This window comes from Streptomyces sp. cf386 (genome assembly GCF_900103585.1).
GTDB lineage: Bacteria > Actinomycetota > Actinomycetes > Streptomycetales > Streptomycetaceae > Streptomyces.
The window spans coordinates 213,908-236,822 of sequence record NZ_FNHV01000014.1; the positions used below are offsets into that span (position 1 = coordinate 213,908).

Below are 22,915 nucleotides of genomic sequence, written 5' to 3' on the forward strand. Positions count from 1 at the left end.
GCGGTGAGCTTCGCCCCCGCGTCAGCGGGCGGAGGCCAGTGCCCGGGCCACCCCCGGCTCCCGCGGCCCGAGGAACCGGGGATCCGGCTCGAAGACGGCGTCCAGGGCGGCCTTGCTCGCCGCGAGGATCTCCCTGGTGCCGCCGTAGTACCAGGTGGCGTCGTGCTTGGCCTCGACCCCCACGCCGTACGACGCCACTCCCGCCTCCTCGCACAGCGCGACCGCCCGTCGGATGTGGAAGCCCTGGCTGATGAGCACCGCCTCGTCGACGCCGAAGATCTTCTTGGCGCGGACACAGGAGTCCCAGGTGTCGAAGCCGGCGTAGTCGCTGACGATGCGGGAGTCGGGCACGCCGTGCCTGGTCAGATACGTGCGCATGGCGTCGGGCTCGTCGTAGTCCTTGCGGCTGTTGTCACCGGTGACGAGGATGACCTCGATCCGGCCCGCACGGTACAGCTTCGCCGCCGCGTCCAGCCGGTGGGCGAGGTACGGGGAGGGCTCGCCGTCCCACAGCCCGGCGCCGAAGACGACGGCGACGTCGGTGCGCGGCGCGTCGGCCGTGGTGCGCAGCCGGTCACCCGTGACGACGTACATCCAGGTGGCCGGAAGCAGCGCCAGCACGCACCCGAACATCACGGTCTGCACGAGCCGCCGCTGCCCCGCGCGGGTGCGCGGCAGACGTGGTCTTCGCAGCTTCGGTCGGCGCATTCGGACGGTCCCTCCCGGTCGGCACACAGCCTGTCCTCGACAGTCAGGGACGTCCTGTCAGGGTCGTCGGTTCACCGCCTCGAACGTGACCAGCTTCACTTCACCCACCGAAACCGCAGGTCACGCCACCTCACACACCCCAGGAACCCCACCGTGAACCCGGCGTAAACACCCGTTATTCACGCGCAACGGGGAGGCAACGTCCCGCCCTCACCATCGATCCATGACGGCGTCGAACCCTCCTCGCGACGAGTCCACGACCCTCCCCGGCCCGGGGGCCCACCTCGACAGTACGGCGCACATCATGAACCGGATCAGCAGCCAGCTCGCCCGCCAGCTCAGCCTCGTCTCGCTCGACGGCAGGCGGCGCCCCGAACCGCCCGCGCTGGTCGTCGTGGCCCACGGCAGCCGCGACCCGCGCGCCCTGAGCACCGTCCGCGCCCTCCTCGACGAGGTCCGCGAGCTGCGCCCCGCCCTGCCGGTCCACCTCGGCCACATCGAGCTGAACGAGCCCCTGCTCCCCGACACCCTCGCCGCCCTCGGCGACCGCGAGGCGATCCTCGTCCCGCTCCTCCTCAGCCGCGGCTACCACATCAAGCGCGACATCCCCGAGATGGCCGCCGAGTCGCCGGTACGCGCACGCGTGGCCGGCGCCCTCGGCCCGCACCCCCTGCTGGTCGAGGCCCTGTACACCCGTCTGGTGGAGGCGGGCTGGCGCACCCGCATGGACGAGCCCACCCGCCGCAGCAGCGCGGTCGTCCTGGCGGCGGCGGGTTCCCGCGACCCCGAGTCAAAGGTGGACACGTCCCGCACGGCCCAGCTCCTCGCCAACCGCCTGGGCGTCCCCGTGATCCCGGCCTACGCGACGACAGCGGCCCCCACGGTCCCCGACGCGCTGCGCGCCCTGGCAACCCGAGGCCGCACCAGAGTGGCCGTGGCCTCGTACTTCACGGCCCCGGGCCGCTTCGCAACGGAGTCCGCGCAGGCGGCCCCCTGGATCGCCTCGGCCCCCCTGGGCACCCACCCGGCGATGGCGAGCCTGCTCCTCCACCGCTACGACCAGATGGCGGCGACGCCGGTGACGACAGCACCGGAGTTGGCGTCGGCTTAAAACGCCGGGGAGGGCAGTGCCGTCAGGGGCGCGGGGCTGTATCGATGTGCGGCTCCGCCGCGTGGGCGCGACCAGCCCCCCACGACCCGCACTCGCCAGACACCAGAACCCGGCAGACGCAAAGGCGCACTCCGTTTGTCACCACCTGCCCGTACTGTCGAGTCATGCCGTACGACCTGCCGTCAACCGAACGCTGGGCCCCCGAACCGGACAAGCGCCCCGGCCGAACCGCCTTCCAACGCGACCGCGCCCGAATCCTGCACTCCGCCGCGCTCAGAAGGCTCGCGGGCAAGACCCAGGTCGTCACCCCAGGAACCCACAGCAACGCCTGGGACCCCAGCCCGAGAACCCGCCTCACCCACTCCCTGGAGTGCGCCCAGGTAGGCCGAGAACTAGGCGCAGCTCTCGGCTGCGACCCCGACCTCGTGGAGGCAGCCTGCCTCTCCCACGACCTCGGCCACCCCCCGTTCGGCCACAACGGCGAGGTCGCCCTCAACGAGTTCGCCGAGGACTGCGGCGGCTTCGAGGGCAACGCCCAGTCCCTGAGACTCCTCACCCGCATCGAGCCCAAGCGGTTCACCCCGGAGGGCTCCGTGGGCCTCAACCTCACCCGGGCCACCCTCGACGCCGCCACCAAGTACCCCTGGCCCCGCGGCGCCCACCCCACCGACCCGACGTCACCGAAGTTCGGCGTCTACGAGGACGACCGCCCCGTCTTCGACTGGGTCCGCAAGGACGCCCCCGGCGCCCGCACCACCTTCGAGGCCCAGGTCATGGACTGGTCCGACGATGTGGCGTACTCCGTGCACGACGTCGAGGACGGCCTGCACGCCGGCCACATCGACCCCAACTGCCTGCACGCGGAGCCCGAACGCCGGGCGGTCTTCGCGGTGGCCATCGGACGGTACGTCCCCGAGGACACCGACCCGGCCGAACTCGCCGCCGCCCTCGACCGGCTCCAGGACGAGGAGTGGTGGCCGCACGGCTACGACGGCTCCGCCGTCGCCCAGGCCCGCCTCAAGGACGCCACCAGCCAGCTCATCGGCCGTTTCTGCCTGGCCGCGGAGAGCGCCACGCGCGCGGCGTACGGCGACGGCCGGCTCACCCGCTACGGCGCCGAACTCGTCGTACCGCACGAGACCCGCCTGGAGTGTGCGGTGCTCAAGGCGGTCGCCGACCGGTATGTCATGCAGCGCGCCGAGCAGGAGCGGCTCCGCGCCGACCAGCGGATCGTGGTCGCCGAACTGGCCGAGGCGCTCACCACCCGCGCGCCCGACGGGCTCGACCCGCAGTTCCGGGCCCTGTTCGACGTGGCCGCCGACGACCGCGCCCGCAAGCGCGTGATCGTCGACCAGATCGCGTCCCTGACGGACGCGTCGGCGCGCGCGCTGCACACACGGCTCACCCAACGTGCCTGAAGGGCCCCGTGCATCCGTACGGGCCTAGAGCGCACCGTTCAGGAGGGCGTCGCCGAGCTGGGTCCGCCGATGGAACACCCGGTTTCCCTGCCGCCGTGACTCCACCAGCCCCGCCTCCCGCAGCACCGTCGCATGCCGGCTGGCCGTCGGCGGGGTGAGCTGGAGGAGTTCGGCGAGCGCGGTCGTGGTGTGCGGATACTCCAGCGCGTCCAGGACCATGGCCCGGGTGGGGCCGATCAGCTGGGCCACCGGCAGCTGCCCGGAGGCCTCCCGCCGGGAGCGGGCCAGCCAGCCGGGCGCCGGGTGCAGCGGATGGACCAGGACGGGGTCGAGGTGCGGGTCGGCGAGCGTCACCGGGGTGCGGATGCAGAAGAAGGCCGGGACGATCGTCAGCGGGCGCCCGTCCAGCAGTAGCGCCCGGTGGAAGGGATAGTCGGTGACCAGCGCCTCCTCCTCCCGGCCGAGGACCGTGCGGTAGCTCTCGAGCAGGCCTTGGGGACCCGAGCTCAGAGCCGCCTCCGCCCGCACCGAGCGGTCCGCCGCCACCGCCGCGCGGATCGCCGGGAGATACGGCTCCACCGCCACCGCGTAGTAGCGGATCAGCGCCTCGCCGAGCAGCTCCAGTGCCCGCGGGTCGCCCTCGCCGAGCCGCCGGAAACCTGGCGGCGGGGCCTTCGGGAACAGCTTCGACAGCTCGTGCGTGAGCCGGCGCCTCGGGGTGCCGAGCACCAGGTCGATGCCCACCTCGAGGTCCGCGACGCCCTGCCCGGGAGTCAGAAAGTCCGGGAAGTACGCGGCACGGCGCGCGAGCAGCATCAGCGCGGTCGCCGTCGAGGTCAGCCCCTTCCGGGCGAGCGCGGCGCGCACCTCGCGCCGCCACGGGTCGAAGACCAGCGAGGCGCCGCGGTCCTGCAGCCGCATCAGGCTCAGCACGGTCTCCCAGAGCGGGTCCGGCTCCCCCGCGACCCGTAATCGGTTCAGATCCTCCGCCGTGAAGTCGATACGCAGCATGCGTCCCCCGCAGCCTGTGCAAGCGTTTGCTCAACTCCTCCACCGTAGCCACGGAACGGGCGAGGTCCACGGAGCGCGCCGTGCACTTTGCGTTCTGAACGAATGTCCCGACAACTCCCGGCCATCGCGGGACCCTTGGCGCGGTGGGGGAGCGCCTGTCCCGGGGGGAGGCAGGCGCGCCGCCGGCCTTCTCCGCGGAGCACTCAGGGGCCCGCGACGGGTGAGACACATGGGGCGAACGGGCACTCGAAAGTGACCCTGCGTGGCCTGATCGGGTCACCCCCTCTTCCCGCATCACGCTGCGTGCGGGACGCTCGCATGTGGCGGCACCCTTACGAGGAGGCATCAAGTGGTCGACGCGGATCAGACATTCGTCATCGTCGGCGGAGGACTCGCCGGCGCGAAGGCGGCCGAGACACTCCGTTCGGAGGGCTTCACCGGGCGGGTGATACTGATCTGCGACGAGCGCGACCACCCGTACGAGCGGCCGCCCCTCTCCAAGGGCTACCTCCTCGGCAAGGAGGAGCGCGACAGCGTCTTCGTGCACGAGCCCGCCTGGTACGCGCGCAACGACATCGAACTGCACCTCGGCCAGACCGTCGACGCGATCGACCGCGAGGCGAAGTCGGTGCGGTTCGGCGAGGACGGCACGGTCGTCCACTACGACAAGCTCCTGCTGGCCACCGGTGCCGAGCCGCGCCGCCTGGACATCCCGGGCACGGACCTGGCCGGCGTCCACCACCTGCGCCGCCTCGCGCACGCCGAGCGCCTCAAGGGCGTCCTGATGTCGCTGGGCCGCGACAACGGGCACATCGTGATCGCCGGCGCCGGCTGGATCGGCCTGGAGGTCGCGGCGGCGGCCCGCGAGTACGGCGCCGAGGTCACCGTCGTCGAGCCGGAGCCGACCCCGCTGCACGGCGTCCTCGGCCCGGAGCTGGGCGGGCTCTTCGGCGAGCTGCACCGCGACCACGGGGTGCGGTTCCACTTCGGCAGGCGGCTGACGGAGATCGTCGGCCAGGACGGCATGGTGCTGGCCGCGCGCACCGACGACGGCGAGGAGCACCCCGCGCACGACGTCCTGGCGGCGATCGGCGCGGCCCCCCGCATCGGCCTCGCGGAGGCGGCGGGGCTGGAGATCGCCGACCGCGCCCACGGCCACGGCGTGGTGGTCGACGAGCGGCTGCGCACCTCCGACCCCGACATCTACGCGGCCGGCGACGTCGCGTCCTTCCCGCACGCCCTGTTCGACACCCGGCTGCGGGTGGAGCACTGGGCCAACGCGCTGAACGGGGGACCGGCGGCGGCGCGGGCGATGCTCGGGCAGGACGTCGTCTACGACCGGGTGCCCTATTTCTTCTCCGACCAGTACGACTTGGGGATGGAGTACAGCGGGTGGGCGCCGCCGGGGTCGTACGACGAAGTGGTGATCCGGGGGGACGCCGGGAAGCGGGAGTTCATCGCGTTCTGGGTGAAGGGCGGCAGGGTCCTGGCCGGGATGAATGTGAATGTGTGGGACGTCACAGAGCCGATCCAGCAGCTGATCCGCTCCAAGGCCCAGGTGAACACGGAGGCGCTGGCGGACCCGCACGTTCCGCTCGAAAGCCTCGTCTCTTAGGTGTCAGTGCACCCCCGTAGAATCACTGCGTGGCAGGACGGATCAACGACGAGGACGTGAAGGCGGTACGGGACGCGGTCCCGATCGACGCCGTGGTGTCCGAGTACCTCCAGCTGCGCAACGCGGGCGGCGGGAACCTCAAGGGACTCTGCCCCTTCCACGACGAGAAGTCGCCGTCCTTCCAGGTCAGCCCGAGCAAGGGACTCTTCCACTGCTTCGGCTGCCAGGAGGGCGGCGACACCATCACGTTCGTGATGAAGGTCGACCACCTCACGTTCTCGGAGTCGGTCGAGCGCCTCGCCGCCCAGGCCGGCATCACCCTGCGCTACGAGGAGGGCGGCTACAACCCCTCCCACCAGCGCGGCGAACGCATCCGCCTGGTCGAGGCCCACAAGATCGCCGCCGAGTGGTACGCCGAGCAGCTGGCGACCAGTCCCGAGGCGGACACCGGCCGGATCTTCCTCGCCGAGCGCGGCTTCGACCAGTCCGCCGCCGTCCACTTCGGCGTCGGCTACAGCCCCCAGGGCTGGGACCACCTCACCCGCTTCCTGCGCGGCAAGGGCTTCACCGACAAGGAACTGCTCCTGTCCGGGCTGTCGCAGGAGGGCCGCCGGGGCCCCATCGACCGCTTCCGGGGCCGTCTGATGTGGCCGATCAGGGACATTGGCGGCGACGTGGTCGGCTTCGGCGCCCGCAAGTTGTACGAGGCGGACAACGGCCCCAAGTACCTCAACACCCCCGACACGGCGATCTACAGGAAATCCCAGGTCCTCTACGGAATCGACCTGGCGAAGAAGGACATCGCCAAGGCCAGCCGCGCGGTCGTGGTCGAGGGCTACACCGACGTCATGGCCTGCCACCTGGCCGGCGTCACCACCGCCATCGCCACCTGCGGTACGGCCTTCGGCGGCGACCACATCAAGATCCTCCGCCGACTGCTGATGGACAACGGCTCGGCCCGCGTGATCTTCACCTTCGACGGCGACGCGGCAGGCCAGAAGGCGGCCCTGCGCGCCTTCGAGGACGACCAGAAGTTCGCGGCGGAGACATACATCGCGATCGCGCCGGACGGCATGGACCCCTGCGAACTGCGGCTGGCCAAGGGCGACGAGGCGGTCGCCGACCTGGCCGAACCCCGCACCCCGCTCTTCGAGTTCGCGCTCCGCCAGATCGTCGTCCGCTACGACCTCGACACCCCGGCGGGCCGGGCCGCCGCGCTGGACGAGGCGGCGCCCATCGTGGCCCGCATCAAGAACAGCGGCGCCCAGCACGAGGTGGCCGTCCAGCTCGCGGGCATGCTCGGCATCCTCGACACCCAGTTCGTGGTCAAGCGGGTGGCCCAGCTGGCGCGTTGGGCGCGGGACCGGGGCGGCAGGGGACCGGCACCGGCGAACCGGGGCCCGCAGCAGCCGTACGACGCCGCTCCCACGCCCCGCACGTCCGGCCCGGCGCTGACCCTCCGCAACCCGGTGTACGCCACCGAACGCGAGTTGCTGAAACTCGCCCTCCAGCGCCCCGAGTTGGTCTCCCCGGCGGTCGACGCGTACGGCGTCGACGAGTTCACCGCCGCGCCGTACGCCGCCGTACGCCAGGCGATCCTGGACGCGGGCGGCGCCGAGTACGGCGTCCAGGACGGGCAGGAGTACCTGGTCCGCGTCCGCGAGGCGGCCCCCGACGACCAGGTGCGCGCGATGGTCACGGAGCTCGCGGTCGAGGCGATCATGCGCAGGACCGTCGACGAGAACTACGCCGGCGAACAACTCGTCACCGTCCGCCGCCGCGCCGTCGAGCGCCGCATCCGCGACATCCAGAGCCAGCTGACCCGCCTCGGCGCGGGCGGCGACCCCGCCCAACTCGCCGCCGTACAGAACGAACTGTGGGTGTTGCAGCAGTACGACCAGGCATTGCGCGAGCGGGGCGCGGCGGCGCTCTGAGTGGTGCGCGGCGGTTTGCGTACGGCTGGGTAACCGCGCGGTCACGGACCGGACGCAAAAAGTCACCGCACGCCCCTCGTGGCGGTGATGTGTCGTACTCCACACTGGGTTCCGGTGCCTGAGTCCTCGGAGCGCGGCCGATCCGTTCCCCACGGGTCCCACACCCCCGCGGTTCCGCTCATCGCGTACGGGACGGACAGCGGCGAGGCCGCCCACTCCGCTCTCGAAGCAGCGCTGCCGTATGCCTCGGCAGCGATCATCCTGGAGGTCGCCCCCGTGCAGACCCAGACCCTCAGCCAGACCGACAGCAGTACCGAAGGCACGGAACCGGACGCGGAAGCCGACGTTCTCGTCGCGGTGCCGCCGCAGAGCCGTGTCGCGCACCACCCCGAGACGGAACCGGAGGCCGCGCCGGAGCCGGCGGAGCCGCCCGCCGAGGCCCTGGCCGGTGACGCCGACGCCGCCGAGCCGGTCGAAGCGCCGCTGCCGAGCCGCAGCCGTGCCGACACCAGCGGCCCCTCCTCGGACCTCTTCCGCCAGTACCTGCGGGAGATCGGACGCATCCCTCTGCTCACCGCGGCCGAGGAGGTCGAACTCGCCCGCCGCGTCGAGGCCGGTCTGTTCGCCGAGGAGAAGCTGAGCAGCGCCCCCGACCTGGAGAGCCGGCTCGCCCTCGACCTGGACCGTCTGGTCGTTATGGGCCGCATGGCCAAGCGCCGCCTGATCGAGGCGAACCTGCGGCTCGTCGTGTCCGTGGCGAAGAGGTACGTCGGGCGTGGCCTCACCATGCTCGACCTCGTCCAGGAGGGGAACCTCGGCCTGATCCGGGCCGTCGAGAAGTTCGACTACGCCCGCGGCTACAAGTTCTCGACCTACGCCACCTGGTGGATCCGCCAGGCCATGTCCCGCGCCCTCGCCGACCAGGCCCGCACCATCCGAGTGCCGGTCCACGTCGTCGAGTTGATCAACCGGGTCGTCCGCGTACAGCGCCGCATGCTGCAGGAACGCGGCTACGAACCGACGCCGGAAGAGGTCGCCGCCCACCTCGACCTGCTGCCCGAGCGCGTCAGCGAGGTCCTGCGGCTGGCCCAGGAACCCGTGTCGCTGCATGCGCCGGTGGGCGAGGAGGACGACGTGGCGCTCGGCGACCTCATCGAGGACGGCGACGCGGCGTCACCCGTGGAGTCGGCGGCGTTCCTGCTGCTCAGGGAACACCTGGAAGCGGTCCTGTCGACCCTCGGCGAGCGCGAACGCAAGGTCGTCCAACTTCGTTACGGGCTGGCGGACGGCCGCCCGCGCACGCTGGAGGAGATCGGCCGCATCTTCGGCGTGACGCGGGAACGGATCAGGCAGATCGAGTCGAAGACGTTGAACAAGCTGCGGGACCATGCGTTCGCGGATCAGCTGAGGGGCTATCTGGACTGATGCCGTCTGCGGGCCGGTGGGGGCTGGTCGCGCAGTTCCCCGCGCCCCTTGGGTACGTGCAGGTGACGCCCCTTTTTTAGGGGCGCGGGGCTGTATCAATATGCGGCTCCGCCGCGTGGGCGCGACCAGCCACAACGGTCCCGCAGTCGTCAGTCCACCTCCGCCACCGCCTGCGCGAACTGCGCCTTGTACAACCGCGCATAAGCCCCGTCCGCCGCCAACAACTCCCCGTGCGCACCCTGTTCCACGATCGACCCGTTCTCCATGACGAGGATCGTGTCCGCGTCCCGGATGGTCGACAAGCGGTGGGCGATGACGAACGACGTACGCCCGTGTGCCAGCTTCGCCATCGCCTTCTGGATCAGCACCTCGGTCCGGGTGTCGACCGACGACGTCGCCTCGTCCAGCACCAGGATCACCGGGTCGGACAGGAACGCCCGAGCGATGGTGATCAGCTGCTTCTCGCCCGCGCTGACCCCGCTGCCCTCGTCGTCGATCACCGAGTCGTACCCGTCGGGCAGCGTACGGATGAACCGATCGGCGTGGGCGGCACGCGCGGCCTCCTCGATCTCGCCCCGAGTCACGTCCCGGGACGCCCCGTACGCGATGTTCTCCGCGATCGTGCCCCCGAACAGCCAGGTGTCCTGGAGCACCATCCCGATCCCGGCGCGCAGTTCGTCCCGGGACATCCGGGAGATGTCGACGCCGTCGAGGGTGATGCGTCCGGACGAGACGTCGTAGAACCGCATCAGCAGGTTGACCAGGGTCGTCTTGCCGGCGCCCGTCGGGCCGACGATCGCGACCGTGTGCCCGGGTTCCACCGTCAGCGACAGGTCCTCGATCAGCGGCTTCTCGGGGTCGTACCGGAAGGACACCCCCTCCAGCGCCACCCGCCCCCGCAGCTCCTCCGGCCGCACGCCCGGCACGGGATCCGCCTCCTGCTCCTCCGCGTCCAGCAGCTCGAAGATCCGCTCCGCCGAGGCGACACCCGACTGCACGAGGTTCGCCATCGACGCGACCTGCGTCAGCGGCATGGAGAACTGCCGCGAGTACTGGATGAAGGCCTGCACATCGCCGATGGACAGCGAGCCCGACGCGACCCGCAGACCTCCGACCACCGCGACCAGCACGTAGTTGATGTTCGACACGAACAGCATCAGCGGCTGCATCACACCGCTGTTGAACTGCGCCTTGAAGCCCGCCTCGTACAGCGCCTCGTTCTGCTCGGCGAACTGCTTCGCCGACTCCTCCTGCCGCCCGAACACCTTCACCAGGGTGTGCCCGGTGTACATCTCCTCGACGTGCGCGTTGAGCTTGCCGGTCGAACGCCACTGCTGCACGAAGTGCGGCTGCGACCGCTTGCCCACGCGCGTGGCCACGAAGAACGACAGCGGCACGGTCACCAGCGCGACCAGCGCCAGCAGCCACGACACCCAGAACATCATCGCCAGTACGCCGATGATGGTCAGCACCGAGTTGATGAGCTGGCCCATCGACTGCTGGAGCGTCTGCCCGATGTTGTCGATGTCGTTGGTCGCCCGGGACAGCACCTCACCGCGCCGGCTCTTGTCGAAGTACGACAGCGGCAGCCGCGACAGCTTCGCCTGCACGTCCTCGCGCATCCGGTACATCGTGCGGTTCACGGCCCGGTTCACCAGCCGCGTCGCCACCGCCATCAGCAGACCGGCGACGAGGAACACGGTGAGCGCGAGCAGCAGTACGTTCCCCACCGCGCCGAAGTCGATGCCCTGGCCCGGCGTGAAGTCGGTGCTGCGCAGCATGTCGGCGATCTGGCTGTCGCCGCGCTCCCGCATGGTCGTGAGGACTTGCTCCTTGGTCATCCCGGACTCGAACTGCCGCCCGACGATACCGGCGAAGACCAGGTCGGTGGCCGCACCGAGGATCTTCGGCCCGGCGACCGACAGACCCACACTCACGACCACACAGAACAGCAGCGCGTAGATCGTGAGCCGCTCGGGCTTGAACTGTGCGACGAGCCGCTTGCCCGACACCTTGAAGTCCAGCGAGTGCTGGTCGGGGCCACCGCCGGCCATCATCCGCCCCATCGGCCCGGCCATCAGGCAGCCTCCGCTTCCGTCAGCTGGGAGAGCACGATCTCCCGGTAGGTCTCGTTGTCCGCCATCAGCTCGTGGTGCCGGCCCGCGCCGACGACCCGTCCCTCGTCGAGTACGACGATCCGGTCCGCGTCCCGGATGGTCGCCACCCGCTGGGCGACGATGACGACGGTCGCCTCGGCGGTCTCACGCCCGAGCGCCGTACGCAGCGCCGCGTCCGTCGCGTAGTCGAGGGCGGAGAAGGAGTCGTCGAAGAGATAGATCTCCGGGCGCTGGACGAGCGTCCGCGCGATCGCCAGCCGCTGCCGCTGACCACCGGAGACATTCGTGCCGCCCTGCGCGATGGGGGCGTCGAGCCCGCTCTCCAGACCCTCCACGAACCCCTTGGCCTGCGCCACCTCCAGCGCGTGCCACAGCTCCTCGTCCGTCGCGTCGGGGTTGCCGTAGCGCAGGTTCGTCGCCACCGTCCCCGCGAACAGGTACGGCTTCTGCGGCACGAGGCCGACCGTCTTCGCCAGCAGCTGGGGCTCGATGCCCGCCACGTCCTCGCCGTCCACGAGCACCTGGCCGTCGGTCGCGTCGAACAGCCGGGGCACGAGCCCCAGCAGCGTCGACTTGCCGCTGCCCGTCGACCCGATCACGGCGGTCACCTCACCGGGCCGGGCCACCAGGTCGATCCCCTTCAGCACCGGCTCCTCGGCACCCGGGTAGCGGAACCCGGCGCCCCGGATCTCCAGATGACCGTGCCGGCGCAGCTCCCGCACCGGCGCGACCGGCGGCACCACGCTCGACGACGTGTCCAGGACCTCCTGGATGCGCTCGGCGCACACCTCCGCGCGCGGCACCATCATGAACATGAAGGTGGCCATCATCACGGACATCACGATCTGCATGAGATAGGCGAGGAACGCGGTCAGGTCACCGATCTGCATCCCGCCGCTGTCGATCCGGTGGGCGCCGAACCACACCACCGCGATGGACGACAGGTTCACCACCGTCATGACGATCGGGAACATCAGCGCGAGCAGCCTGCCGGTGCCCATCGCCATGTCGGTGAGCTCGGCGTTGGCCTTCCCGAAGCGCTGCTGCTCGTACTCGTCCCGCACGAAGGCACGGATCACGCGATTGCCGGTGATCTGCTCGCGCAGCACCCGGTTCACCGTGTCCAGGCGCTCCTGCATGGTCCGGAACAGCGGCCGCAGCCGCCGTACGATCAAGGTCACGCTGATGCCGAGCACCGGCACCACCGCGACCAGCACCGCCGACAGCGGCACATCCAGGCCGAGGGCCAGCACGATGCCGCCCACGCACATGATCGGCGCCGACACCATCAGCGTGAACGTCATCAGCGCCAGCATCTGCACCTGCTGGACGTCATTGGTCGTCCGGGTGATCAGCGAGGGCGCGCCGAAGTGCCCGACCTCACGCGCCGAGAAGGACTGCACCCGGTCGAAGACGGCCGCCCGCATGTCCCGCCCGAGCGCCGACGCGGTCCGGGCGCCGTAGTACACGGCACCGATGTTGCACACGACCTGCGCCAGCGAGATGCCGACCATCAGGGCGCCGTAGCTGAGGATGTAACCGGTGTCGCCGTTGACGACGCCCTTGTCGATGATGTCCGCGTTCAGCGTGGGCAGGTAGAGGGTGGCGCAGGTCTGCAGGAACTGCAGCAGCACCAGCCAGGCGATGGGTTTTCGGTAGGGCCTGAGGTAGGTCCGCAGAAGTCGTATGAGCACGCTGCTTCTCTCGGAGTCGACGACGGGGCGATTGGTTGCCCCTGGCCCCTATCGTCGAACACTCCGGTGGTGTTACCTCAACCGATTAAGCCGTCAGCGCGGCTCCGTACGGCCTTCCGGGTTCGCTTCCTACCGGTCTCTTACCTTCCGCACATCCCGTCGCTACGGCCGGAACGCCCCGGGATGCGTCTGATCCCGCACGGACACGAACTGCTGCCGCACCGCCTGACCCACTGCCAGCTCCTCACCGGGCTCCAGGACCTGCGCGGCCGCGCCCTGCCAGACCGGCGGGGTGCGCGGGTCGAGGGTGCCCTGCGACACACCGAGCGCCCAGGCGGCCTGCCGGGCCGCGCCGATCGCCGCGTAGTCCGCGGGCTGCGGTACGACGACCTGCGCCCCGAACAGCGCCGGCGCCGCCGCCTGCACGGCCGACAGCTCGGCGACCGCCCCGAGCAGGAAGATCCGCCGTACCTCGACACCCCGGCCGCGCAGCACGTCGAGCGCGTCCGCGAGCCCGCACAGCATGCCCTCGAACGCGGCCCGCGCCAGATGCTCCGGCTTCATCGACTCCCGCCGAAGCCCGGCCAGCGTGCCCGCGGTGTGCGGCAGATTAGGCGTCCGTTCCCCCTCCAGGTAGGGCAGCAGCACCAGCCCATGGGCCCCCGGCGTCGACTTCATCGCCAGGTCGGACAGGCTCTCCAGATCGGGCACGCCGAGGAGTTCGGCGGTGCCGCGCAGGGTGCGTACGGCGTTCAGGGTGGTGACGACCGGGAGGTGCATGCCCGTCGCGTCGGCCAGGGAGGTGATCATCCCGCTGCTGTCGACGAGCGCCTCGGGATGCACGGCCATCACGGACCCGGACGCGCCGAGCGACACGACGGCGTCACCGAGCCCGATGCCGAGCCCGAAGGCGGCGGCCATGGTCTCGCCGGTCCCCGCGGAGATCAGCAGCCCTTCGGGGGTCGTACCGGCCGCTTCCGCCGGCCCGATCACCTCGGGCAGCATCGCCTGGTGGCCGAGCGCCAGCTCGACGAGATCCCCGCGGTAGGTACCGGTCGCCGCCGACCAGTAACCCGTCCCGGAGGCCCCACCGCGATCTGTGGTCCTTCTCACGGGCCGACCGAGCAGCTGCCACACCAGCCAGTCGTGCGCCTGCATCAGCACGGCGGCGCGTACGGCGTTCTCCGGCTCCGTCTTGGCCAGCCAGCGCAGCTTCGTCACCGGCTGCGCGGCCTGCGGCACACACCCCACCGCCTGCGCCCACGCCTCGCGCCCGCCCAGCGCGTCGATCAGATCGGCCGCCGCGACCTGCGCACGTTTGTCGCCGCCGACCATCGCGGGGCGCACGGTATTGCCCTGCGCGTCGAGCGGCACCACCGCGTTCTGCTGCGCCGACACCCCGATGGCCTGCACACCTTCGAGCAGCCCGCCCCCGGCCGCCTCACCGAGGGACAGCAGCCAAGCCTGCGGATCGACATCGGAGGGACGGGTGCCGCCGCCGTCCGGCGATTCCACCGGGTGCGGGGCATACCCCTGCCTGAGCACGGCACCTGTGTCCGTGTCGCAGACGACGATGCGAGTGAAATCGGGCGCACTGTCCAACCCGGCGACTATCCCCATGGCCCAAATTGTGCCGTAGCGCTGCGCTGGCTTGGGCCGTGGGCGCCGTGGGGGTGCGTGTGGGTTTTCGGGTGCGGGTGGTGTGGGGCTGGTCGCGCAGTTCCTCGCGCCCCTTCAGGGCGTGGCAGCACCCAGCGCCTACGACGTACCGACACGCCAAGCAGCCGACAGGTACGGCCTACGTATTGCTGGTGCCCCAGTCGTCCTCTGCGCCTCCGTTGTGGGCGCTGCGTTCGCGCAGGGAGCGGACTCGGGCCGCCACCGACTCGGGGACTCGGTCGCCCACCTTCTCGGAGACCGTGTGGTAGGCCTTGCCCGCGAAATGGCGGCTCTGCTGGGCCGCCGACTCGGCGGTGTTGCGGACCGCGGGGTTCTGGGCGAACTCGCGGGCGGACTTCTTCAGCTGCTCGTAGCGCTCACGTCCGGCACGTGTGCCCAGGACGTAACCGACGGCGAGTCCGACGACGAACGTGAGCCGGTAGCGCATGGCGGCCACCCTTCCCTTGCGTAGGTCCCTGGTGCGGCGTCGCGGCCGGGGGGAACCGATTGGCGGAGCACCCCCCTGCTTGCGCTAATGTATGTGTCGCAGCGAGCGCACGCCCCCTGGCGAATACCCAGGTAGGTACGTTCGATGCAACGAGGCATTCCTCCGTAGCTCAATTGGCAGAGCAGCCGGCTGTTAACCGGCAGGTTACTGGTTCGAGTCCAGTCGGGGGAGCTCGGTCCTCCGTAGCTCAATTGGCAGAGCAGCCGGCTGTTAACCGGCAGGTTACTGGTTCGAGTCCAGTCGGGGGAGCATGCTGAACGAGGACCCCACGAAGGGGTCCTTTTTCATGTCCGTGTCCCTGTCGAGGGAACCGCGCAGGTCAAGGCGGAGTCCTTCAGGGCAGGCGAAGTCGACCATACGAAGCAGGAGATCGTATGAGCGGCTATGCTGCGGCAGACGGCGCGCACACTTGTACGCGACACGCCGCTATGGGGCGGTAGCTCAGCCGGTTAGAGCAGCGGACTCATAATCCGTCGGCCGTGGGTTCGAGTCCCACCCGCCCCACCAAGCGGCATCGGTGCAGAAACGATCTGACCTGTGGAAGGTCAGCGTCCCCGCGTGTCCACGACATGCGCCCCCTCAGGCCTCCTCGCTCATCGTCGGCACGGTCCCACGGCCCGTGATCCAGGCCGGCCTGGATCACGAGTCGATCACCACCACCGTCGACTGGGTTTCAGAACTTCCCGATGCGGATGTTGCCGGCGATGTAGCGGAAGTAGGCGTCGTTGAGGGCGGTCTGGGTGTCGAGGCCGGTTGCCTGGTAGCCGGAGGACTGGGCCCAGTTGACGTGGCGGCCGTACCAGTCGCAGACGATCTGTGCCTGCTGCTCGATGCCGAGGTCGGCGAAGGCGGGTCCGGCGGGGCCGTATTCGTACGGGTGGCCGCCGGTCTCGTTGGACCACTGGGCGGACAGTGCGTCGAGGAGGAGGGAGACCGAGAACGCGCTGTGGTGGATCTGCCAGGCGTGCACGAGTTCGTGGATGAAGATCTCGCCGCGGGGGACGTTCTGATCCGGCCGGCCCTGCTTGTGCGCGACCTTGTCGACGCCGAAGGAGAGCGGGTCGTCGAAGCCCTCCTCGCCCATGTTGATGAGGACCTTGCCGCGTACTCCGGGCACGGTGAAGGGCCTGGGGTAGCCGGAGCTGCCCCGCGTGCCGACGGTGTCGGTGAGCAGGATGTCCCCGCGCGGCGGCAGTGTGCCGCCGAAGACGGTCGCGTTGGCGAAGTCGTATTCCTCCTGGTGCAGTTCGCGGTAACGGTGGCCCACCTCGGCGATGGCGCCCGCGGCGATGGCGAGCAGGGAGTTGCTGGGCCCGGCCATCCACAGGACTCCCTCCAGTGCGACGGCGCCGGGTTCGAGGGAGCCGGTGGCGATGAGGGAGCCGATCTCGACGCCGATGAACACGACCACGCCGGTGACGGACCCGGCGACCGAGCCGCCGATGAACCACTTCAGCGCGAGGGAGACAACGCCTTCCAGGGTCTGGCCGATGTGGCTGGTGTACTGCATGTTCATCGAGGCCTGGGCGGTGGCGAAGTTCGCCAGGTGGGACAGCACCAGGTCGTTGCGGGGGTGGATCTCCTCCCAGTCGTGATCGCGGCTGCCGGAGGTGACGGTGCCGCCGACGCTGCCGTTGTGCGACAGCGCGATGAGGTGGTCCCCGGAGCGTACGTAGAAGGCGACGCCGAAGTCGTAGCCGTCCGCGCCGCTGTCATGGGCATGGCCGTGCCACTGGATCTGCCCGTCGTAGCTGATGTTGACGCCGGACCAGCCGCCGAGCGCGGCGACACCGCCGCTCTCGATGGGCTGCTGGAACTTCAGGACGGCGACCGGGATGCGATGCCACCGCCGCCAGCCGCCGGGTGCCCACATCGCGGTGTGGATGCCCGCGTCGGCGCCCACACCGAAGACGTCCATGAAGTACACGCCGCCCATCGGGAAGGGGGCACGGGCGACCGCGGTAAGCGGCGTGCCCTGCGGCAGCGTGCCGTCACCGACCCGGAACCAGTCACGCCACTGGCCGTCCCACCACCGGCCCCACAGTTCCCCGTTCGTGTCGACGCCGAAGACCTCCATGTGCGAGGACTCGCGGGAGAGGGCCGTCACGGGCGCGCCGCCCGGGAAGGTGTGACCCTCCAGGTGGTACCAGTCGTGCCAGTCGCCGTCCCACCAGGCGCCCCACACCTGGCCGTCGCCGTCCACGGCCCAGATCTCCATGGCATCGTCATTGCGGCTGACAGCGGTGATCCGGGTGCCCGGCGGGAACGTCTTGCCGGGCAGCTCGTACCAGTTGTGCCACTCGCCGTTCCACCACGCGCCGCGCACCACGCCGTCCCCGCCGACGGCCCACACCTCCATGTGGTCCGAGTTCCGGCACAGCGCCGCGAGCGGCGCGCCCTTGGGGAACACGGCGCCGGGCAGTGTGAACCAGTCCCGCCATTCACCGTGCCACCACACACTGCGTACGACGCCGTCGTCACCCACCACGAACACGTCCATGTAGTCCGGGTCGCGAGTGAGGGTGGCGACATGGGCGCGGGCCGGCAGGACCTCCTGGCCGATCCGGAACCAGTCGTGCCACTCGCCGTGCCACCAGGCACTCCACAGGCCGCCGTCCTCGCCGACCGCGAAGATGTCCATCTGGTCGTCGTTGCGGGACTGGCCGGCGATCGGCGTGAGCGGGGGGAAGCTCTTGGTACCGACCTGGAAGTAGTCCTCCCATCGCTGGTTGCGCCACACGCTGTAGGCACGCCCGTCCTCGCCTACGGCGAAGAGGTCGAGCTGCAACGGGTTACGGGACACACAGGCGATCGGCGCCTGCCGCGGAAACCGGTAGTCCCGGCCGAAGAGCGACAGGGCGCCGTAACGGCTGACACGATCCGCCTCGGCCTGCGCAGCCTCACCCTCGACGGTCCGTCCGCCCTGCGTCAGACGTTTGGCCAGGGTGGTCATCGCCCACACCAGGTTGTTGCGCTTGCCCTCGTTGGCGGGATCGGGGGCGGCGACACGGCGGTACAGCTCGATGCTGGTCCGGGTGTGCGTGAGCATCTCGTCCAGCGGCAGATAGACCGAGGCGACCAGGTAGCGGCGGGCGATCCCGGAGAGGAGCTCGAGCGACGACCGCTCGACGAGCGTGTCGGTGATGGCCAGGGACTCCCGGACGGTGGCCCGGGTGGCGTCCTGCCGCCCCACCCGCCACTGCCGGTGGGCCAGCCGGTCGGACAGTGCCCAGGCCAGCCAGCGGAGCGCGTCGGTGGAGTCCGGGGCGGCGGCCAGGAACTCCCGGTACGCGGCGACCGCCACGTCCGTCTCGGTGACGGACTCCTCACCGGGCAGATACTCGGCGGCCTCGGCGATCCGTTTGGCGAGCCCCTGCCGGTCGGCCCGCCCGGTGTCGGCCAGCAGAACCCGGGTGAGTGCGATTCCCTCCCGAGCGGCGTCGGCCGCCTCGCCGTCCCGCCCGGCGGTCTTCAGCCTTGGAGCGAGCCCGTCACACAACGCCGACCCCAGGGCATTCTGCCGCTCGGGATCGTTCGGCTTCTCGGCCAGCCGCGCCCGAGCCTCGGCGACCCGCTGCTGCCACACCACCACGTCGTCAGCCATGCCTGTTCCCCGTTCTCGTCTTGCGGTCGATGTGCGGTCGATGTGCGTCGATGTCGTCGATGTCCATTGGATGTGCCGTCGGTTCGTATTCGGCTCGCGGTCGGTTCCGGTGACCTACGAGACGTGCCATTCGTAGAGCACCTCGTAGACCCCTCCGAACTGCTCCACCCTCTGGGTGAGTTGCCGCCCCACCTGGGGATGCCGTGCGAAGTGCTCCGGGTCGTCGACGACGATCGTGATCGGGATCGGCGTGAACGACTCGTCCGTCAGCCCGGACCTGACCTTGTTGTTCAGCGCGTCGAAGGCGGAACCGGCGAGATCGCCGATCGCCGCGGCGATGACCGGCCCGGTCAGGCTCGCCCCCGCCGCGGTCGCGGCCGCGACGACGGACGTCCGGATCGCCTTGCCGAAGGCGTCGTACAGGGAGCCGAACTCACCCTTCAGATCCCCGTTGTCGTGCTCGATCACCAGCAGCGTGGTCGTGTACGACCGCGGCCAGTGCCCCGGCCGGTCGAGGGCGAACTCCATGAGCACATGCGGACTGTCCCGCCAGGGATCGCGCATGCCGTCCTCGGAGACGTCACCGATCTCCTGCCCCTGTGCGATGTGGGCACCGTAGGTTCCGTCCGGCCGAGCGCCTACGAGCGACGAGTCGACGCCGAGCGCGGACATGTAGACCTCGTCGCTCGCACCCTGAAGGAAGTCATCGGTCGATTCCTTCTCGACGAAGTACCTGAGCCGGAAGTGCAGGGCTCGGTGGTGCCAGTACGTGGACCACACATGGTTGTCGTACCCGACGACGAAGAGGTCGAGATGGTCCCCGCGGCGGGAGACGCCCGCCGGCCGTTGCTTCTGGTCGAAGACGGCCTGCCCCGGCACCGGGAACCAGTCACGGCTCCACCCGCCGCCCGCACTCCAGAAGGTGCTCCAGATGTGGTTGTCGTTGCCGATGAGGAAGAGGTCGAGGTGGTCTTTGTCGCGGGAGACGGCGGCGACGGGTTGCTGGTCGAAGACCGCCGCGCCGGGTACGGGTCCCCAGTCGGGGTGCCAGCCTGCCCCTGCGCTCCAGTTCTGTGTCCAGACGTGGTTGTCGTATCCGACCACGAACAGATCGAGATGGTCCTCGGCACGCGACACCGAGGCGACTTGCGCGCTCGAATCGAAGACGGCCGCACCAGGCACCGTGAACCATTCGGCGTTCCATTTGCTCACTGACACCACTTCCTTCGCGGCGCGAGCAGATCAATGCGGTGCCGACCAGTTGCTCCGGCTGGTGGCACATGAGCCGTCGCGCACCGCTGATCAGGTTAGGAATCAGGTGATCGAACCGGATATCCCTAAAACTGGTGATTGCGCTGGTGGGGGCGGCCCGTGGGATGACGGGCCGCGCGCTAGGTGTTCAGTGCCGTCAGCAGCTCCGCCCGGCCGGCGACGCCGAGTTTGCGGTAGACGGCCTTGAGGTGCCCGTTGACGGTGTGGACCGACATGTCGAGGCCGCGTGCGATCTGCTTGGCCGCCGCCCCGTCCAGCAGGTGCTGGATCACCTGCCGCTCGCGGGCGGTAACGCCGTACCAGGAGCCGAGGGAGACCAGTAACTCGCGTGCGGGCACGGCCCGTACCAGCACGGCCACCGCCCCGTCCTGGTCCAGAGGCTGGCCTTCCGCGGAGATCCACCGGCCGAACCGGGCCGCCGGGCAGTGCATCACCGGCGCCGGTATCCCGGGCTCCCGCAGGGTCAGCCGCGTCTGGGCGGCGATGCCGGAGACCAACGCGTCCACCCAGCTGGCCGGATGGTGCTCGCGCAGCCGCTCCGCCCACCACGCGGCCATCGGCGTGGCGCCGGTGACCTTGCCGGCCGCGTCCACGACGAACACCCCGGGCGTCTGCTCCGGCGCGACCGGCTGCACCGGGCCGCTGAGCACGTACTGCCATAAGGTCGCGATCAGTACGGGTGTCAGCTCCAGTACCCGCGCGGCATCCGCTCTGTCGAAGGCCCGGCCACCGGCCGACCGCAGCAGGGCCAGCGAACCCCACACGCCGTGCGCGTCCCGCAGCAGCACCCGCAGCTCACTGCCGACCCCGTGGGCGTCGAACAACTGCCGGATCGACCGATCCCGCGGACCCCGACCGGTACCCACCAGACCTGCCGGCATCGGCTGCCGGACCAGATCCGTCGGCAGGCACGGATCGTCGCCGGCCAGGTAGCTCCGCATGAACTGGCGCCCGAACTCGTCCTCGAAGTTGTGCCAGAAACTGAACACGGTGTGCCCGGCACCGTCCGGGTTGTTGCCCATCAACCGCAGCGCGTCGTGCGCCACGACCGGCGCGACCGCTCGGGACACGGCCTCGGCCAGTTCCAGTGAACTCAGCGATTCCCCCGCCAACGCGGGCAGCCCGCGCAGCAACCGCCCATCAACGCCCATGTCGGTCAAAGTCGACCGGCACCGTCACTGCCGCAACCGACTTCACAGAACCTGCCCTACCCGTTCGAAGCGGTGTCCTCCGAGGGGTGGGCGGGCACGCCATCGCGCTCGGCATCAGCCTGGGCCGGCAGCGGCAGTGACCAGGTGTAGACGTCCGGGTCGAAGGCGTGCAGGCGTTTGACGAGCCTGGAGGTCGACCAGGGCCAGCAGAAGGTGTTGATGCCAGGGAGGCCGAAGTAGTAACCGGTGCCGCCGGCGGCGTTGTAGACGGTGTCGCGCAGCGCCTCGTGCAGAGACCGCTGGTGGGCTGCTTCGGCCTCGGGCTTGACGTCCAGTGCGGACGCCCCGCCGGCGCGCAGGTGGCCGAGGGCGGCGGTGATGTAGCGGAGTTGGGCTTCGAGGACGGTGGGGACGGCGGTGGTGCCGGTGAGCAGATTCGGGCCGATGAGCAGGAAGAGGTTGGGGTATCCGCTGACGCTGGTGCCCAGGTAGGCGCGGCGGTTGTCGGCCCAGCTCTGGGCCAAGGTGCCCTTGGTGCCGTGTAGTTGGGAGGCCAGCGGGATGTCGCCGATGTGGTACCCGGTCGCGAGGACGATGATGTCGGCGCGGGTGCGGGTGCCGTCGGCGCCGATGACGTCGGAGCCCTCCACAGCGGTCACGCGGGTGGGGTGCAGCCGTACGTTGGGCCGGGTGAGGGCGGTGTAGTAGGTGCCGGAGGTGATCAGGCGGCGGCCGCCGAAGCGGTGGTCAGGCGTAAGGGCCCGGCGTAGAGCGCGGTCCCGTACCGACGTACGCAGATGGAGGCGGGCCAGGGCCTCCAAGGGCCGCAGCAGGTGGGGGTGGCGCAGGGGGACTCCGATGGCTTCCTGGGTCCAGTGGTGCAGGCCGCGTAGTGCGCGGCGCGCTGCCGGGTGGTGTGCGAAGTACCGGTGGAGTCCCGGAGGCAGGGGGTAGTCGGGTTTCGGAAGTACCCACTGCGGTGTGCTCTGGAAGACGTCGACATGAGCCGCCTTCGGCTGGATCTCGGGCAGGAACTGGACGGTGGACGCACCTGTGCCCACCACTGCCACGCGCCGTCCGGTCAGGTCGACTTCGTGGTTCCAGCGGGCGGAGTGGAAGGCGGTGCCCGGGAAGGTGTCGAGGCCGGGGATGTCGGGATGGCGGGGCCGGTGCCAGGGGCCGGTGGCGACGATCACGGCGCGGGCGGTGTACGTGCCCGAGGTGGTCCGCAGGTTCCAGCGGTGCGCTTCCGGCTCCCAGCGGCTGCTCAGCACTTCGGTGTCGTAGCGGATCGCCTTGTGCGCGCCGTGCGTTGCCGCGGTGGTGTCGAGGTAGTCGAGGATCTCGGACCGGTCGGCGAAGCCCCGGCTCCACGAGTGGGGTGCGAAGGAGTATTCGTACAGCATCGCCGGTACGTCGCAGCCGCATCCGGGGTAGGTGTTGTCGCGCCAAGTCCCGCCCAGGCGACCGGACTTCTCCAACACGACGACATCGTCGAAGCCGGCCCGGCGCAGCGCGATCACGGCGGCCACGCCGGAGAGGCCGGCCCCGATGACGACGACTTCCGCTTCATGATGGTTGTCGATTTGGTTGTCGATGCTGTCGTCGGCCACCAGCACGCGCCCCCTGTCCGCGTCGTGAGCATCCCGGCGCTGATGCCGAACCGCCCCCGACCGCTTGCTCAGAGC

15 protein-coding genes and 3 tRNA genes are annotated in these 22,915 nt (G+C 70.2%); 8 read left to right on the top strand and 10 right to left on the bottom strand.

Annotation, left to right across the window (positions count from 1 at the left end; genetic code table 11):
• Window positions 1-21: 21 nt before the first annotated feature.
• Window positions 22-708, bottom strand: coding sequence for a SanA/YdcF family protein (locus tag BLU79_RS32345; RefSeq protein ID WP_093909520.1), 687 nt, complete (start codon window positions 706-708; stop codon window positions 22-24).
• A 223-nt stretch (window positions 709-931) separates the two neighbouring features.
• Between BLU79_RS32345 and BLU79_RS32350 the strand changes: the two genes are divergently transcribed.
• Both BLU79_RS32350 and BLU79_RS32355 read left to right on the top strand, forming a co-directional pair.
• Window positions 932-1,819, top strand: coding sequence for a sirohydrochlorin chelatase (locus BLU79_RS32350; protein WP_093909521.1), 888 nt, complete (start codon window positions 932-934; stop codon window positions 1,817-1,819).
• Window positions 1,820-1,983: 164 nt separating this feature from the next.
• A complete protein-coding gene (locus tag BLU79_RS32355) occupies window positions 1,984-3,237 on the top strand; it encodes a deoxyguanosinetriphosphate triphosphohydrolase (protein ID WP_093909522.1) in 1,254 nt (417 codons plus the stop codon).
• A 24-nt stretch (window positions 3,238-3,261) separates the two neighbouring features.
• Here BLU79_RS32355 and BLU79_RS32360 read toward each other — a convergent pair whose 3' ends face one another.
• A complete protein-coding gene (locus BLU79_RS32360; protein WP_093909523.1) occupies window positions 3,262-4,248 on the bottom strand; it encodes an ArsR/SmtB family transcription factor in 987 nt (328 codons plus the stop codon).
• 349 nt (window positions 4,249-4,597) lie between these two features.
• Here BLU79_RS32360 and BLU79_RS32365 point away from each other — a divergent pair, with 349 nt between their 5' ends.
• The 3 genes from BLU79_RS32365 to BLU79_RS32375 all read left to right on the top strand — a co-directional run bounded on the left by BLU79_RS32365 (window position 4,598) and on the right by BLU79_RS32375 (window position 9,222).
• A complete protein-coding gene (locus BLU79_RS32365; protein ID WP_093909524.1) occupies window positions 4,598-5,863 on the top strand; it encodes an NAD(P)/FAD-dependent oxidoreductase in 1,266 nt (421 codons plus the stop codon).
• 29 nt (window positions 5,864-5,892) lie between these two features.
• Window positions 5,893-7,797, top strand: a complete 1,905-nt coding sequence (gene dnaG / locus BLU79_RS32370; RefSeq protein WP_093909525.1) for a DNA primase — start codon at window positions 5,893-5,895, stop codon at window positions 7,795-7,797.
• 114 nt (window positions 7,798-7,911) lie between these two features.
• Window positions 7,912-9,222, top strand: a complete 1,311-nt coding sequence (locus tag BLU79_RS32375; RefSeq protein WP_093909526.1) for an RNA polymerase sigma factor — start codon at window positions 7,912-7,914, stop codon at window positions 9,220-9,222.
• A 149-nt stretch (window positions 9,223-9,371) separates the two neighbouring features.
• Here BLU79_RS32375 and BLU79_RS32380 read toward each other — a convergent pair whose 3' ends face one another.
• From BLU79_RS32380 to BLU79_RS32395, 4 genes are all read right to left on the bottom strand, one after another.
• Entirely contained in the window at window positions 9,372-11,300 is a 1,929-nt protein-coding gene (locus tag BLU79_RS32380; protein ID WP_093909527.1) for an ABC transporter ATP-binding protein, read from the bottom strand.
• Window positions 11,300-13,033, bottom strand: a complete 1,734-nt coding sequence (locus BLU79_RS32385) for an ABC transporter ATP-binding protein (protein ID WP_093909528.1) — start codon at window positions 13,031-13,033, stop codon at window positions 11,300-11,302. Before BLU79_RS32385 ends, BLU79_RS32380 begins: the two co-directional genes overlap by 1 nt.
• Before the next feature lie 162 nt (window positions 13,034-13,195).
• A complete protein-coding gene (locus tag BLU79_RS32390) occupies window positions 13,196-14,653 on the bottom strand; it encodes an FGGY family carbohydrate kinase (RefSeq protein WP_093909529.1) in 1,458 nt (485 codons plus the stop codon).
• A 178-nt stretch (window positions 14,654-14,831) separates the two neighbouring features.
• Window positions 14,832-15,140: a YtxH domain-containing protein gene (locus tag BLU79_RS32395; protein ID WP_093909530.1), complete on the bottom strand. Its 309-nt coding sequence runs from the start codon at window positions 15,138-15,140 to the stop codon at window positions 14,832-14,834.
• 158 nt (window positions 15,141-15,298) lie between these two features.
• On the opposite strand from BLU79_RS32395, the gene BLU79_RS32400 reads away from it, so the two are divergent.
• From BLU79_RS32400 to BLU79_RS32410, 3 genes are all read left to right on the top strand, one after another.
• A tRNA-Asn gene (locus tag BLU79_RS32400) sits at window positions 15,299-15,371 on the top strand.
• A 5-nt stretch (window positions 15,372-15,376) separates the two neighbouring features.
• Window positions 15,377-15,449: transfer RNA gene (locus tag BLU79_RS32405), tRNA-Asn, on the top strand.
• Window positions 15,450-15,630: 181 nt separating this feature from the next.
• Window positions 15,631-15,707: transfer RNA gene (locus BLU79_RS32410), tRNA-Ile, on the top strand.
• 166 nt (window positions 15,708-15,873) lie between these two features.
• Here the strand turns inward: BLU79_RS32410 and BLU79_RS32415 are convergent.
• From BLU79_RS32415 to BLU79_RS32430, 4 genes are all read right to left on the bottom strand, one after another.
• Entirely contained in the window at window positions 15,874-18,804 is a 2,931-nt protein-coding gene (locus tag BLU79_RS32415; RefSeq protein WP_093909531.1) for a PLL family lectin, read from the bottom strand.
• A gap of 114 nt (window positions 18,805-18,918) precedes the next feature.
• Window positions 18,919-20,016 (bottom strand): PLL family lectin, encoded by a 1,098-nt coding sequence (locus BLU79_RS32420; RefSeq protein ID WP_093909532.1) that lies wholly within the window; start codon window positions 20,014-20,016, stop codon window positions 18,919-18,921.
• A gap of 179 nt (window positions 20,017-20,195) precedes the next feature.
• On the bottom strand, window positions 20,196-21,227 hold the full coding sequence (locus tag BLU79_RS49315; RefSeq protein ID WP_093909581.1) for a helix-turn-helix transcriptional regulator: 1,032 nt from the start codon (window positions 21,225-21,227) through the stop codon (window positions 20,196-20,198).
• A gap of 56 nt (window positions 21,228-21,283) precedes the next feature.
• The gene (locus tag BLU79_RS32430; RefSeq protein ID WP_256333531.1) at window positions 21,284-22,840 is read right to left on the bottom strand and encodes a flavin-containing monooxygenase; all 1,557 of its coding nucleotides are present in this window, start codon (window positions 22,838-22,840) and stop codon (window positions 21,284-21,286) included.
• Between the last annotated feature and the right edge of the window lie 75 nt (window positions 22,841-22,915).

Excerpts from the sequence above, each read along its gene's own strand:
- BLU79_RS32345 (WP_093909520.1), bottom strand. The coding sequence starts at position 708 with ATGCGCCGACCGAAGCTGCGAAGACCACGTCTGCCGCGCACCCGCGCG.
- BLU79_RS32350 (WP_093909521.1), top strand. The coding sequence starts at position 932 with ATGACGGCGTCGAACCCTCCTCGCGACGAGTCCACGACCCTCCCCGGC.
- BLU79_RS32355 (WP_093909522.1), top strand. The coding sequence starts at position 1,984 with ATGCCGTACGACCTGCCGTCAACCGAACGCTGGGCCCCCGAACCGGAC.
- BLU79_RS32360 (WP_093909523.1), bottom strand. The coding sequence starts at position 4,248 with ATGCTGCGTATCGACTTCACGGCGGAGGATCTGAACCGATTACGGGTC.
- BLU79_RS32380 (WP_093909527.1), bottom strand. The coding sequence starts at position 11,300 with ATGGCCGGGCCGATGGGGCGGATGATGGCCGGCGGTGGCCCCGACCAG.
- BLU79_RS32390 (WP_093909529.1), bottom strand. The coding sequence starts at position 14,653 with ATGGGGATAGTCGCCGGGTTGGACAGTGCGCCCGATTTCACTCGCATC.
- BLU79_RS32395 (WP_093909530.1), bottom strand. The coding sequence starts at position 15,140 with ATGCGCTACCGGCTCACGTTCGTCGTCGGACTCGCCGTCGGTTACGTC.
- BLU79_RS32415 (WP_093909531.1), bottom strand. The coding sequence starts at position 18,804 with ATGGCTGACGACGTGGTGGTGTGGCAGCAGCGGGTCGCCGAGGCTCGG.
- BLU79_RS49315 (WP_093909581.1), bottom strand. The coding sequence starts at position 21,227 with ATGGGCGTTGATGGGCGGTTGCTGCGCGGGCTGCCCGCGTTGGCGGGG.